Source organism: Microcoleus sp. D3_18_C2, from assembly GCF_036702395.1.
In the GTDB taxonomy this organism is placed as follows: domain Bacteria; phylum Cyanobacteriota; class Cyanobacteriia; order Cyanobacteriales; family Microcoleaceae; genus Microcoleus.
The window spans coordinates 77,024-90,630 of record NZ_JAUBTG010000010.1 but is presented as its reverse complement, the minus strand read 5'-3'; the positions used below and the strand labels follow the sequence as shown (position 1 = coordinate 90,630).

At 46.9% G+C, this 13,607-nt stretch carries 13 protein-coding genes; 7 read left to right on the top strand and 6 right to left on the bottom strand.

Annotated elements, in window-relative coordinates; all coding sequences use genetic code 11:
- Window positions 1–509: 509 nt before the first annotated feature.
- Window positions 510–857, top strand: coding sequence for a histidine triad nucleotide-binding protein (locus QUA88_RS09305; protein ID WP_333233759.1), 348 nt, complete (start codon window positions 510–512; stop codon window positions 855–857).
- Between the two features lie 545 nt (window positions 858–1,402).
- The gene (gene psbA / locus QUA88_RS09300; protein WP_333160757.1) at window positions 1,403–2,485 is read left to right on the top strand and encodes a photosystem II q(b) protein; all 1,083 of its coding nucleotides are present in this window, start codon (window positions 1,403–1,405) and stop codon (window positions 2,483–2,485) included.
- Between the two features lie 95 nt (window positions 2,486–2,580).
- Here psbA and QUA88_RS09295 read toward each other — a convergent pair whose 3' ends face one another.
- Window positions 2,581–2,757, bottom strand: a complete 177-nt coding sequence (locus QUA88_RS09295; RefSeq protein ID WP_333054517.1) for a hypothetical protein — start codon at window positions 2,755–2,757, stop codon at window positions 2,581–2,583.
- Window positions 2,758–2,821: 64 nt separating this feature from the next.
- Here QUA88_RS09295 and lnt point away from each other — a divergent pair, with 64 nt between their 5' ends.
- Window positions 2,822–4,639, top strand: coding sequence for an apolipoprotein N-acyltransferase (lnt, locus tag QUA88_RS09290; RefSeq protein WP_333271410.1), 1,818 nt, complete (start codon window positions 2,822–2,824; stop codon window positions 4,637–4,639).
- A gap of 66 nt (window positions 4,640–4,705) precedes the next feature.
- Here the strand turns inward: lnt and QUA88_RS09285 are convergent, their stop codons facing one another.
- Window positions 4,706–5,611: a bestrophin family ion channel gene (locus tag QUA88_RS09285; RefSeq protein ID WP_333054515.1), complete on the bottom strand. Its 906-nt coding sequence runs from the start codon at window positions 5,609–5,611 to the stop codon at window positions 4,706–4,708.
- A 375-nt stretch (window positions 5,612–5,986) separates the two neighbouring features.
- On the opposite strand from QUA88_RS09285, the gene QUA88_RS09280 reads away from it, so the two are divergent.
- Window positions 5,987–8,134: a DHH family phosphoesterase gene (locus tag QUA88_RS09280; RefSeq protein WP_333232507.1), complete on the top strand. Its 2,148-nt coding sequence runs from the start codon at window positions 5,987–5,989 to the stop codon at window positions 8,132–8,134.
- A 106-nt stretch (window positions 8,135–8,240) separates the two neighbouring features.
- Here the strand turns inward: QUA88_RS09280 and psb30 are convergent, their stop codons facing one another.
- Complete coding sequence (gene psb30 / locus QUA88_RS09275) at window positions 8,241–8,381, bottom strand: photosystem II reaction center protein Ycf12/Psb30 (RefSeq protein ID WP_333054512.1); 141 nt, start codon at window positions 8,379–8,381, stop codon at window positions 8,241–8,243.
- Window positions 8,382–8,873: 492 nt separating this feature from the next.
- Here psb30 and QUA88_RS09270 point away from each other — a divergent pair, with 492 nt between their 5' ends.
- From QUA88_RS09270 to QUA88_RS09260, 3 genes are all read left to right on the top strand, one after another.
- Window positions 8,874–9,242, top strand: coding sequence for a YkgJ family cysteine cluster protein (locus QUA88_RS09270; protein ID WP_333054511.1), 369 nt, complete (start codon window positions 8,874–8,876; stop codon window positions 9,240–9,242).
- Window positions 9,243–9,404: 162 nt separating this feature from the next.
- Window positions 9,405–9,728, top strand: a complete 324-nt coding sequence (locus QUA88_RS09265) for a hypothetical protein (protein WP_333054510.1) — start codon at window positions 9,405–9,407, stop codon at window positions 9,726–9,728.
- A 230-nt stretch (window positions 9,729–9,958) separates the two neighbouring features.
- A complete protein-coding gene (locus QUA88_RS09260) occupies window positions 9,959–10,246 on the top strand; it encodes a YggT family protein (protein ID WP_333054509.1) in 288 nt (95 codons plus the stop codon).
- A 224-nt stretch (window positions 10,247–10,470) separates the two neighbouring features.
- On the opposite strand, the gene QUA88_RS09255 is transcribed toward QUA88_RS09260, so the two are convergent.
- From QUA88_RS09255 to QUA88_RS09245, 3 genes are all read right to left on the bottom strand, one after another.
- The gene (locus QUA88_RS09255) at window positions 10,471–10,902 is read right to left on the bottom strand and encodes a hypothetical protein (RefSeq protein ID WP_190657424.1); all 432 of its coding nucleotides are present in this window, start codon (window positions 10,900–10,902) and stop codon (window positions 10,471–10,473) included.
- A 107-nt stretch (window positions 10,903–11,009) separates the two neighbouring features.
- The gene (locus QUA88_RS09250; RefSeq protein WP_333054508.1) at window positions 11,010–12,050 is read right to left on the bottom strand and encodes a shikimate dehydrogenase; all 1,041 of its coding nucleotides are present in this window, start codon (window positions 12,048–12,050) and stop codon (window positions 11,010–11,012) included.
- Window positions 12,051–12,153: 103 nt separating this feature from the next.
- Window positions 12,154–13,518: a P-loop NTPase fold protein gene (locus tag QUA88_RS09245; protein ID WP_333054506.1), complete on the bottom strand. Its 1,365-nt coding sequence runs from the start codon at window positions 13,516–13,518 to the stop codon at window positions 12,154–12,156.
- Between the last annotated feature and the right edge of the window lie 89 nt (window positions 13,519–13,607).

The following is a 13,607-nucleotide window of genomic DNA, read 5'->3' as shown; positions in this document are numbered from 1 at the left end:
GAAAAACTTTTCCTTGCCTCTTCTTTTTCTCCTCTTCCTTCTATCCTGCTGGGTCTTCCCTCTTCCCTCGAACCCTTCTCCCTTCCCACTTGGGCCTTCCCTCTTCCCACTTCCCACTTGGGCCTTCTTCCCTCTTCCTTCTTCCTTCGTTAACACCCGTCAGGAACCTCAGCCCTGACGGCATGAGGCTTGAAAGAGAAATCTAACAAGCCATTCTGACCAGCCTAAGTCTTAACTGACTACGTTTTTTGAGTCACGACACCCTGGGATACGAAGCTAGTCCCTTGCTCTGTCGCTAGTGGTTAAACAGTTCTCAGGTAACAGGAACAGTGCTGCTAGCCTAACAAGCTCACTAAACATTGGCGAAGCTAACTTTACCCCAGAAATGGGAGATTGAGGACAACCATATCCTCACGGGGGGGCAACCATACCCCCCTACCCCGCAAGGGGATTCAATTACAACGTAAAGCCGTCCTGTAAGGACGGGGTTTCAGACCCAAGGACTTTTGATGACAACTCAAGAAACGCTTTTCAGCAAAATCATCCGCAAAGAGATTCCCGCAGACATCGTTTATGAGGACGACTTGGCCCTCGCCTTCAGAGATATCAATCCGCAAGCACCCGTCCACATCCTCGTCATTCCCAAACAGCCTATTGCCAAATTAGCCGATGCCGAGTCGGAAGATCATGCTCTCATGGGACACCTGCTGCTGACTGTCAAGCACGTAGCAGAACAACTCGGACTTAGCAACGGCTATCGCGTCGTCATTAATAGCGGCAGCGACGGCGGCCAAACTGTAGACCACCTGCACCTTCACATTCTCGGCGGTCGGCAGATGAACTGGCCCCCAGGCTAAATCCTAATTTTTACGCCGAACTTGCGGACTCATCCTCAGAAACCCGGTTGATTTCTATTGCCAAGCGCCTCAGAAACCGGGTTTCTTTTTTCGTCAATAAACCCGGTTGATTGGAGATTATTGAGAATGCAGCCCGCACTAGAAACCCGGTTTTCACTATTCTCCAGATAAAAATTTTCCCTCGCAGAATCCACAGGGTATATGTGAATAAATATTAAAAATTCTCTATCCCAGACGTAATTAAGAGATATTTAAACAGAAAGAGAATCGACCTGAACAAAAATAATTTGCTAAAACTGCTGAACCCATCTACAGCTAATAAATTCAGTTCTTCAGGCCGCTATATTTTACCTGTTATGTGGGTAATATTGCTTTGTAAAAAACTACAAATATTTACCAAGAATCCAGTTTTTGTAAAAGTTTGTAAAATGTTGAAATTGTCAGCAGAAATCCCTTGGCAAACTTTAGGGAATGGTGTTACTAATATAAGCGTGGGGCATCCCCACAACGAACTTTGAAAATTCAATTAAGCCATCATAAACCAAATGACAACAACCGTACAGCGTCGCGAAAGCGGCAACGTTTGGGAACGCTTTTGTGAATGGGTCACAAGCACTGAAAACCGGATTTACATCGGTTGGTTCGGCGTCTTGATGATTCCCACCTTGCTGAGTGCCACCATCTGCTACATCATCGCCTTCATCGCTGCTCCTCCAGTGGACATCGACGGCATCCGCGAACCAGTAGCTGGTTCCTTGATGTACGGCAACAACATCATTACTGGTGCTGTTGTGCCTTCATCGAATGCGATCGGGCTTCACTTCTATCCCATCTGGGAAGCAGCTTCCTTAGACGAATGGTTGTACAACGGCGGCCCCTACCAATTGGTAGTATTTCACTTCCTGATTGGCATTTTCTGCTACATGGGTCGTGAATGGGAACTGTCCTACCGCTTAGGTATGCGTCCTTGGATCTGCGTCGCTTACTCTGCACCTGTTGCAGCAGCCACCGCAGTATTCTTGATTTACCCGATCGGACAAGGCAGCTTTTCTGACGGTATGCCCTTGGGTATCTCCGGCACCTTCAACTTCATGATCGTGTTCCAAGCCGAGCACAACATCCTGATGCACCCCTTCCATATGTTGGGAGTTGCTGGTGTCTTCGGCGGTGCTCTGTTCTCCGCCATGCACGGTTCTCTTGTTACCTCTAGCTTGGTTCGCGAAACAACCGAAACTGAATCTTTGAACTACGGTTACAAATTCGGTCAAGAAGAAGAAACCTACAACATCGTTGCAGCCCACGGCTACTTCGGTCGTTTGATTTTCCAATACGCGAGCTTTAACAACAGCCGTTCTCTGCACTTCTTGTTAGGTGCATGGCCTGTTGTCGGCATCTGGTTTACCGCTTTGGGTATTTCCACGATGGCGTTTAACCTCAACGGTTTCAACTTCAACCAATCGATTATCGACTCGCAAGGTCGCGTCATCAACACTTGGGCTGATGTCATCAACCGCGCTAACTTGGGCATGGAAGTAATGCACGAGCGCAACGCTCACAACTTCCCCCTCGACTTGGCCGCCGGTGAAGTCACCCCAGTAGCAATGGTTGCTCCTTCCATCAACGGCTAAATTTAGCTTTTGATTTAACAAAAAGCGCTCCTAGAAATAGGGGCGCTTTTTGTTTGAGCAAGTAGAATTTGAGAGATTTTTTTCGGTTAAATCCGTTAAATCTGAGATGTTGCACCATTCTCAATTAATTGTTTAGGAACAGGCTTTTCGGCCTGTTCCACAAGAAAACTAACTCTTTGTGGAACAGGCCGAAAAGCCTGTTCTTGAGAAGGGTGCAAAATGTGAGTTAAATTCATTAAATCCGTTAAATTCCGTACACTGCTCGTTGCCAAACTCCCTTCTTCCCGATCGATCTGATATATTGATTAAGAATTATTATTTTTGGCAAGCATCAAAGTGGCGATATTTAACAGGCACAAATTTGAAAAACTCGTGGTTCATAAATCAAAAACATTAGCCTGGGCGATCCCACTTTTCAGCGGCATTTTGATGGCATTGACAACCGCACCAGTAAATGCTTGGCTATTGGCTTGGGTAGCATTAGCTCCGCTGTGGGTTTTGGTTGTCAGTTATCAAAAGCCAAAAATAGAACAACAAAAACAAAAATTTCTCTTTCTTCCTTCTTTCCTCAAAATCCATCCGTTACATCCGTTACAGAATCCGTTGCCGAACTTCCTTCTTCCTTCACTCTGGGGAATTGGCTATCACGGATTAGCTTTATCTTGGATTATGGGAATTCACCCGATGACTTGGTTGGGAGTTCCTTGGTGGCCGAGTTTGGCGATCGCACTTTTTTGCTGGGCATTCATCACCCTCTGGGGAGCAGCCTTAGTCGCCGTTTGGGCGTGGCTATTTGTAATTCTCAACTCCCTCACTTTACCCAGCAAAAATCCTATTCCTAACTCCCCCCCTTTACAAGGGGGGGCTGGGGGGGGTAGCTCTAAATTTTCAGCATTAACTCGCGTTTTAATTGGCACAGCTTTGTGGTGTGCCTTAGAAAGTATTTGGAGTACAGGTTCGCTGTGGTGGACATCACTATCTTACACGCAAAGCCCGCACAATTTAGCAATATTGCACCTCGGTCAACTCTCCGGGCCCAGCGCAGTAACAGCCGCTATTGTAGCAGTAAATGGCTTAATCGCCGAAGCTTTTATTGAAGGAAGAAGGAAGAAGGAAGAAGGAAGTTCGGCAACGGACGTAACGGATGTAACGGATGTAACGGATGGATGGAAGCAGGAGAGAGTCCGAGGTAAGAAGGGAGAAGTCCGAGGGAAGAAGTCGGTTGCTTATATTTTGCCTGCGGGTTTATTTTTAGTTTTGCATATTGCAGGCTGGAGTTTGTACAATCGGCCTTTAATTCAAGAGGCGGGAACATCATTAAAAATTGGCATTATTCAAGGCAATATTCCTAACGAGATTAAGTTTGACTCAGCGGGTTGGGGGCGCGCTTTAGAAGGTTACACCACTGGATACAAACAGTTAGCCGACAGAAAAGTCGATGCTGTGTTAATTCCAGAGACCGCTTTGCCTTTTATCTGGACAAACGAGTATCAGCGTTCTACTCTTTCCTTTTACCAAGCTATTCTCGAACGCGGCGTTGTGGCTTGGGTTGGAGGATTCGGACAGCAAGATAATAGTATCACTAACAGCTTATTGGCGATCGATCGCACTGGAGAAATTGTCGGCCGCTACGATAAACTAAAGCTAGTGCCTTTAGGCGAATATATCCCTTTTTACGAAATCTTAGGCGGGATTATTAATCGACTTTCGCCCTTAGATGCTCATTTAGTACCCGGCAATTCTCAACAATTGTTTGATACGCCGTTTGGCCGCGCCATTGTCGGAATTTGTTACGATTCGGCCTTTGCGGAAATTTTCCGATATCAGGCGGCGAATGGAGGCGAATTTATGCTCACAGCTTCCAACAATGCCCACTACAAACCGCCCATGTTGGATCAACATCACGCTCTAGATGTGATGCGGGCAATTGAGACGGATAGATGGGCAGTTATCGCAACTAATACGGGTTACTCTGCTTTTGTAAATCCTCGCGGCGAGACGGTTTGGAAGTCTGGGATTAATACCTATGAAGTCCGAGATGCTACTATCTATCGGCGGCAAACTCGGACTTTTTACGTGCGGTGGGGAGATTGGCTGACACCTGTATTGTTAGTATTAGCGGGGTTAATGCGGTTGATTGTTAAAAAAAATTAATCCGAAGCTTTTAGATTTTAGATTTTATGTACCAATCTAAAATCTAAAATCTAAAATCGAATGACTCTACTTATCTTTCACGTGTTCGTGAACGCTAGGAGATAAAGAAATTAAATCGTCGATATTGCGCTGCATGGCAGCACAAATATTGTCCAAAGGCAAATCATTGTCATCGTGCCCGAAGGGATTTTCTATTTCAATGCCGATTTCTTCGATGCCGAACAAAGTAAAACTAATTAAAGCCACAACTAAGCCGGTTCCCCAACCCAAATCTTTCACCATTTGAAAGGGGAGGGCTAAACAGTAAAGCAACAATAGTTGTTTCAGGTGAATCGCGTAAGCCAAAGGGATAGGCGTCTTCAAAATCCGCTCGCAGCCACCTAATACATCAATCATAGAGTTGAGCAACTCATTCATACCAGTTAACTGATAAACATCGAGGCAATTGCGCTCGTACTGCTCGTGCAAGTAATCCTCAATCCAAAAGGCAATTTCTAGAGGCGGATTGTTCATTGATTTGAGCTTGTGGTAGTGCGCTGGGGACATTAACGGCTCCAACTCTGGATTGACTGATTCTTGCCGCAAATGCAGTTTTAGGGCCACTGCAAAGGCGGGTAACAGGCGCAGGACTGACTTTTTGAGTTCGATATCCTGCGGGTCTTTTTCCTCAATTGCTACCCAGATTTGGCGCGCCAAATTGCGGACGTTGTTGACTAAAGTTCCCCACATTTTTCGGCCGTCCCAAAATCTTTCGTAGGCTGTATTTGTCCGAAAAACTAATAGTAGACCCAGGACTATACTGGGTACAATACTCGACAAAATTGGTAAGGAAACTGGCCACTTAAAAAAGTGCAGTAGGGAAATAAAAACTCCAAAGCCGCCGCACAGCAAAACGCGGGGCAAAATTGAGAGAATGACAGACCCCCGAACCTGTAATGCCATTTTAAACCAAGGTGGTCGATCGTCTCTCATGCAAGTCTCCTCATTAAATTAAATTAGCCTCGCCCTAGCACGGGCGGCACAACTGCCTGCTACACTTATTTCTTCGGCTCCCACCAGTCGATTTGAGATTCGAGATTTTAGATTGACTCCACAGATAAATCTGGGGCGTTTGAACTTTGGTCTAAAATTTTTTGGTCTCCATGACTGTTGGCAGGGCTTTGATCCCTATTTGGGTGCGGTGAGAGCTTCCGAAAAAAGCTTTCCTACAAACAACCTTTGGATTTTACCCAAAAAACTCATCAGCATCAATCTAAAATCTAAAACCTAAAACCTAAAATCTAAAATTGATTGACTGAGGCACTTAATTCGGTAAGATTAATCATGTATCTTTAAACCTCAGCTTCCGTGCAAGAGCTACCGACATCTGTGCCCCCGCATTTTCACCGATTGCCAAACCAACGGTGGCAAATTTATTCGCCTCAAACACAGCAAGCCGAACAGTTTGCCACTGAAATCAGTTTGTCGCCTTTGCTGGCCCAGGTGCTGATTAACCGGGGCATCGATTCGGTTAAAGAAGTGCAAGGGTTTATCGAACCGGAATCTCTGGTTTTGCCGGCGCCAATGGATGAGTTTCCAGATTTGGCTGCGAGTGTCAAATTGTTGCGGGAGGCGATTTCGGGAGGGCAAAAAATTGCGATTTGCGGCGACTACGATGCTGACGGGATGACGAGCACGGCTTTGTTGTTACGCGCTCTCAGGGTTCTGGGGGCGAATGTGGATTATGCTATTCCGAGCCGGATGCGAGAAGGTTATGGGATTAACGATCGCATTGTAGAAGAATTTCACTCGGAAGGTGTCGCTCTCATTCTCACGGTTGACAACGGAATTGCAGCCTACGGCCCGGTTTCCAGGGCACGAGAACTCGGTGTCAAAGTTATTATTACAGACCACCATGATTTGCCGCCAAAACTGCCGCCGGCTGATGCTATTCTCAACCCGAAATTAATCGCGGAATCTTCACCTTATCGCGGTTTAGCTGGCGTAGGCGTGGCTTATGTTTTGGCTATTACTTTGGCTCAGGATATGCAGAAAGTTGGGGGGTTGGTAAATCCCCTGCTGGAGTTATTCACGTTGGGAACTATTGCGGATTTAGCACCTTTGACTGGAGTTAATCGGCGCTGGGTAAAGCGGGGTTTGCGGCTGTTGCCTCACTCGCAATTGGCGGGTATTCAGGCTTTGATTCAGGTGGCGGGAGTGCAGCCTGGAAGTGCGGAAAGTTCATCTATTCTCAACTCAAAACTCAAGGGCGGGCACGGGGGCACCGCCCCTACTCAAAATTCGTTAAAGCCTGAAGATATTGGTTTTAGGCTTGGGCCCCGGATTAATGCTGTGGGGCGGCTGGCTGACCCTCAAATTGTGATAGAGTTGCTGACTACGGACGATCGCGAATTGGCTCTCAAAAACGCGATGCAGTGCGAACAAATTAATCAGCGCAGGCAGGAGTTGTGCCAGGAAATTGAGCAGGAAGCAATTGCTTGGTGTGAGGAAAGGGCGATCGACTTGCAGCAAGAACGAGTTTTAGTTGTGGTGCAGCCCGGTTGGCACCACGGGGTGATCGGGATTGTAGCTTCTCGGTTGGTGGAACGCTACGGCGTACCTGTGTTTATTGGTACTTTTGAGGATGAGGGCGGGCACGGGGGCACCGCCCCTACAACCTCATCCTCCTCCGTTCCCCCGTGCCCGCCCGCTAAAATTGTCCGGGGTTCGGCGAGGGGAATTCCTGAGTTTAATGTATTTGATGGGCTGAATTTTTGCGCGGATTTATTAACTAAATTTGGCGGACACAAAGCGGCTGGCGGTTTTTCTATGCCTGCTGAGAATATCGAACAATTCCGCAGCCAATTGTCAATTTTTGCCAATCAATGTTTGCAGCCGGAACACTTAAAACCGCTGGTTTCAGTTGACGTGCGAGCAGATTTGGCTGAGATTAATCTTGACCTTTACCGACAAATTGATGCTCTGGAACCTTGCGGGATTGAAAATAAGGCTCCTGTATTTTGGACGCCTAATGTTTGCATAACTGAACAGAAAATTGTTGGTAAAGGAGGTCACGTTAAATTAACTGCAACTCAAGATGGAAATGTATCGGCTAGTGTGAAGGCGATTGCTTGGCGTTGGGGCGAATATTTTCCTTTGCCTCGGCGGGTTGATCTTGCTTACCGATTGCGGGAAAATAGTTTTAATGGCAAGACATCGGTTGAGTTAGAATTGTTGGGCGTTCGGCTACCGGCAAATGCTGCTACTTCCAGGCCACCGAGGTTCGGAAAAGTTGAGTTTGATTATTGCGATCGCACTTATTCTTGCAGTCTGTCTCCCGCCGGCTCGATCGAGGAATTGAGAATTCGCAACTCTCAAGGGCAAGTTTTGGCTGTTGCACCCGGACAAAACATCGGTTTGTTAGGTAACTCCCGCAAAGATGCTAGAGAAGTCGATGTATCTCTACCTTTTTTTGAGAATTTGATTCAAACTGCTAAACACGCCCTTGGTATTTGATAAGAAAGCTCGTGCTGCTGGGAAATTTGGCGATCGAGCGTTGTGAATTTTGCCTAATTTAAAACTCAAAACTCCCAACTCTCGATCGCCGCCTAGCGTGCTATAATTACAGGTCGCCGCCTTTAGCTGCCAAGAGAAAAATCACGATCGGGCCAGAAAGCACGACGGCTGCGAGTAAAGCTACCTGAACAATGAGTTGGTAGTCTACACCACCCATACCACTGAAAAGATCGGTTATAAAGTCCATTTGTCCTCCTGACTGTAGTGATTAAGTCTAGATTGTTGCATTAGAAAATCCGCTTCTGATTTTACCGGGCGATCGACCATATTTTTTAAGGAACTTTACAAAATTCAACAAAATGTAAACTACGATCGACCTCTCAGTCATTCGATTTTAGATTTGAGATTTTAGATTTTGGATTGACCCCAGGGATAAATTCGGGGGACGCAAGGATTTTCAATTTTCGATTTTGGATTGATTCCACGGATAAATCACGTGGCGGGTACCACATGAAGAAAGTCTTGGTCACAGGGAACTGCGGACTTGATGCCCCTTCCCGGAAAGTCTCCCAAATCTCAAATCTCAAATCTCAAATCCAACCGCCCCTTCGGGATATGGGCCTCCGGCGCTGGCAATTGATATACTTGAAGAGCCCAAATCTCCTAAAGTTTGGCATTTTCCACATAATGCTCCGAATCTAAAATCTAAAATCTAAAATCTAAAATCTAAAATCAAACTATGGCTACTTGGCGTTGCGTAAAGCAGTGCGGTGCTTGTTGTTACCTCGACCCAACAGAGCGCCCAGACTTAGACGAGTATTTATCAGAAGACGAATTATCGCTCTATTTGAGCTTAGTCGGAGATGACGGTTGGTGTATCAATTTTGACAAAACCACCAGAGAATGCGGAATTTATGCCGATCGACCGCGCTTTTGTCGGGTAGACTCAGAGGTGTTTGAGGAAATGTACGGCGTTGAGCCGGCCCAATTGAACGATTTCGCGATCGAGTGCTGCTTGGAACACATAGAAGATTTGTATGGCGATCGATCTTTGGAAATGATCCGCTTTAACTCGGAAGTCGGAATTCTCGCCTTACCTGACAACTAACCGACTTGATGCTCATTAGGCTTTCTCTTTGCGGATGATTTTTCGCGCTGGGCATCTCAATCTAAAATCTAAAATCTAAAATCTAAAATCGTCTGCCGGTTTCTCACCGGGAGAGTGTCAAAATAAACAAATCAAAGAAATATCGCGCTGTTGAGTTGAGCCATGAGCAATCGAGAGGGTTTTACGGGGGGATTTATTGCCGGAGCCGCAGTTGGCGGCTTGGTGGGTGCCGTTTTGGGCGCGGTGCTGTCGCGGCGCGCTGCTGAAGCTTTGCTGAGTGAACCTTCAGAAGCAAAGACAAGAAAGATCCGCCAGAGGAAAGCCAGCCAACTCGAAGCCGAAGGGATGGAAGTAGCAAGGCTGAGTTTAGAAGATAAAATTGCCCAGCTCAATCAGGCAATAGATGACGTGCGGCTGCAACTCGGCGACGTAAACGGCAACGCGCCGGCGTCGGGCAGCGAGGGTTCGATCGCCCAAGACTCCTGAATCCCTTTAAAATTTTAGATTAGTCGGGCCGATCGATGGGGGCTACTGACATCTTGCACCATTCTCGCTTAACAGGCCTTTCGGGCCTGTGAAGCCAAGAGTGAATTTTATTGTGGGTCGTTACTCTTCTAGCCCGCCCGTAAACAGCCTCATGCTCCCCCTCTCCCCGACCTATGCTAAACTTTAAGTTAAAGTGTCTGTAAACTTTACTCAAACTTCAACGAGAATATATGAGTTATTCCCTAGGCCTTTTGGCAACCACGCTGTCCACATTTCTGCAAATCTATGTAGCCCTGATGATTATTCGGGTGCTGTTAAGCTGGTTCCCTAACATCAATTGGTACGACCCCCCGTTTTCAATTTTGAGTCAGTTAACAGACCCTTACCTCAATCTATTCCGCTCGATTATCCCCCCCTTGGGAGGGATTGACTTTTCACCACTAATTGCGTTTTTTGTACTGCAATTCGGCTCGGAATTCTTGATCGGTCTTTTGACCAGCCTGCAAACATCTTTGTAGTTGGAAAAGCTTAAGTTTTTCAGCATCGAGCGTAAATTGTTTGGCAGACCTAGCCGCCGGCAACTAAATTTTAGATTTGACATTTTTAGATTAACTCCCCGGTTGAAAAGCTGGGGAGTTTATCGTAAATTAGAAATGAGAAATTGCCGGCCGCTCAACAATCGAAAATCGAAAACTGCATCGCAATTTCATCGGCAGCCAACCCAAAATCTCCAAGAGTTTCGTTAGCGGCGAACCACGCCAGTAAAACCTGTAGCTTTAAATTGCTTGAGCTTCAAAGGTGTTCGTTGATTGGCGGCAACGGAAATTCTGAGCTGAAAATCGCTAACTCCGGGAGGAACTTCTTCTATAGAACCCAACCGAGTCCGGTTTTGCATCACCGGATTGTCGTCAGCATCATAAATGCGGCCGAAAATATCGGCATTGACAACTGGTTTGCCGGTGCTATTTTCAGCTTTCCCAGTAATCAAAAAGCAGGTAGCTTCCATAGAACTGCCGCTGGTGACTGTTCCTTCTCCCATTTCTGCCGGACATTCGCGATAAGAAAGGTCTGAAAGTTTAATCTGCGTCAAAGCCCAAGCAGGTGGAGTGAATACCAAACTAAAAATTCCGATTAGGCAAGTAGCAAAAAAAAGGCTGATAGCTCGAAATTTCATAAATGGGGGGGCAAGTATATTTTAATTCTCAGCTTAGCGCGAATTGGGCCTCAAATTCCTGCTTATAGGAATTCTGAAAACTACAGCTACTTTTTGAAGAAATGGCATTAATCTAGACCTAAATGCTGGCGCAAGGCTTGGCGCATCACATCGACTGGGACGGATTCTTGATCCAGCCAAATTTTTAAGGCGGCTGCTCCTTGTTGAACTAGCATGGGGAGTCCGTCAATAGCTCGCGCTCCCCGAAGCTTCGCATCTTTGAGAAACTGGGTAGGATTAGGGGTGTAAATTAAATCATAGACGATCGCACCTGCTGAAATTCGATCGATCTCACCAGCCGCAACCGGCGACTTTTCCCCCTGCGGATACATCCCCACAGGCGTCGTGTTCACCAGCAAATCTGCCTGCGAGATTAAGCTTGACAAATTATCCCAAGTATGCACCTGCAAATTATGCACGGGCATCGGAGAATTGACCCAACTCTGCTGAAATTCCCCTAAATTTTGTTCGTTGCGGCCGACAACGTGAATCTCTGCACATCCCAATTGAGCGCATCCAGCCACAACAGCTCTCGCGGCCCCGCCATTCCCCAAAATTACCGCTACTTTCTGACTCCAATCGGAACCCCCCCTAGCCCCCCCTTGGTAAGGGGGGGGACAGGATTCAACAGCCGTATTGCCCGTTTCTTCGGAACCCCCCCTAGCCCCCCCTTGGTAAGGGGGGGGACAGGATTCGACTGCCGTATTGCCCGTTTCTTCGGAATCCCCCCTAGCCCCCCCTTGGTAAGGGGGGGTTGGGGGGGTTTGCAGGGGCGCGAGAAAGCCTTCAACGTCTGTATTTGTGCCGCACCAACCTTTGTCAGTCAGGTATACGGTATTGACTGCGCCGATCGATCGGGCGATCGGGGAAACTTCTGACAACAGCGGTAAGATTGCTTGTTTGTGGGGAATCGTGATGCTAAATCCCCGAACGCCGATCGCCGCAAATCCTGCAAGAGCAGCTTTTAAATCCCCTGGTTTTACCGGAAACGGCAAGTAAACAAAATCGACTCCCAAGTGGGAAATAGCAGCATTGTGCATCGCCGGCGACAAAGAATGTTCGACGGGATGACCAATTACTCCCAACAGTTTAGTCGTGCCTTTAATCATTTTTGTTAGTTGACTGTTGACTGTTTATGATTAGGCGGAGATAACTCTCAACCATGAACCATCAACCATCAACTCTCAACCATCAACTGTCAACTGTCAACTCTCAACTCTCAACTGTTTCCCGAAACTCTTTGGCGTCAGCCAAAATCGGATTGACATCAAACCAATAATCTTCGCCGTAACGGTATTCAAAAACCCAGAGACTCCGCAGCAATATTTGGTATTTAGTTTCCCCGTTCACAGTTTTGGTAACGGATACTTGGCGCAGCAATTGCCACTCATCAGGTTCGATCGCCAAAGTAAGCTGGTGGCGGCGCTGGACGATCACATTTTCCAAAGTTTCCCGCGACAGAGGAGGGTCTTGTTTCTGCAGACAGCCATACAGTAGTTGCAGCAAATTGCGGACATGACCGCCGCTGACTCGACACAGGCGATCGAGAGTTTCCGCAGAGTCGAAAACTTTGCCCACCAAAGCATAGCGCTGTGAAGGATGCACCGTTGGAAAAGCCCGCGCCAGAACCATTTGCCGCAGCAATTCCACACCCTCAGAACACTCAGAACCATCGCTAAACTGCACCGGCACCATCGGCAAAACCTTCGGATCTACCCCAAATCGATTGGTCAACTGGCCCAAATCGTTAGAGAAAATCAGCACCAAAGGAATTGTATACACGACGTGGCAATTTAGTCTTGCCAATTGTTCGCCGCGATCGACAAACAGGTATTCCGGCTGCAGTCGCCCCGTCGGTTTCGCGCACAGGTGTATGCGATCGAGATTGTCGATAATTACCACAAGTCCCTGTTTTCCCTGGCGTTTCAGTTCTTGGTTAGCCGGTTCCAGCAACTCCTTATTCAGTGCATCTAAAATTACGTTAGTTCGCGGCTCCAAATATTGCCTTAACTCCGATCGCAGATTCGGAGCATCTTTCGCCTTAGCAGTAATTTTCCCAATTCCCAAAGACAGAGAAAATTCTCCCTCCGTGCTGGCATTTATTTCCCCAAAACCAGGGACATTAGCTTCAGCACTCAAGTCTATTTGAGTTTGAAAAACATCAGCAACCCCTTTGAGCAAAGCTTTAAAACCCGTCGGTTGCAGCTTGATTTTCATTTTCTCGATACTTTCGCTCACCTGACGAGCAACGCTCAATAAAATGTCAGTGATATCTACATCTGCCATGTCTAAGTCTTTACTCGACTCAAAATAAACAACATGAAATCCTTGTTGCTGCAATTGAGCTTGTAGCCGCAGCAATTCAGTTGATTTACCAGAGCCGATGTGACCGGTGAATAATTGACAGGTAGGTGAATCGGGGGACAGACGGCTGATGGTGCGCTCCAATTGTTCTACGATCGTGCCGCCCCGCACTGAAGAGAAATCGATATAGTATTGTCGGTCTTGTTGATTTGCTACTGCCAGGGTGTAGCTGGGATTGCAGGCGCTATAAAATTTCTGTAAATTTAGTTCCATACCCTGTTCCATCTTTCACAACATTATGCCCTAATACCTTATTCATTTCGCTACTTTACTAATCAGAACAAGTGGCCCGTTTATTGTGC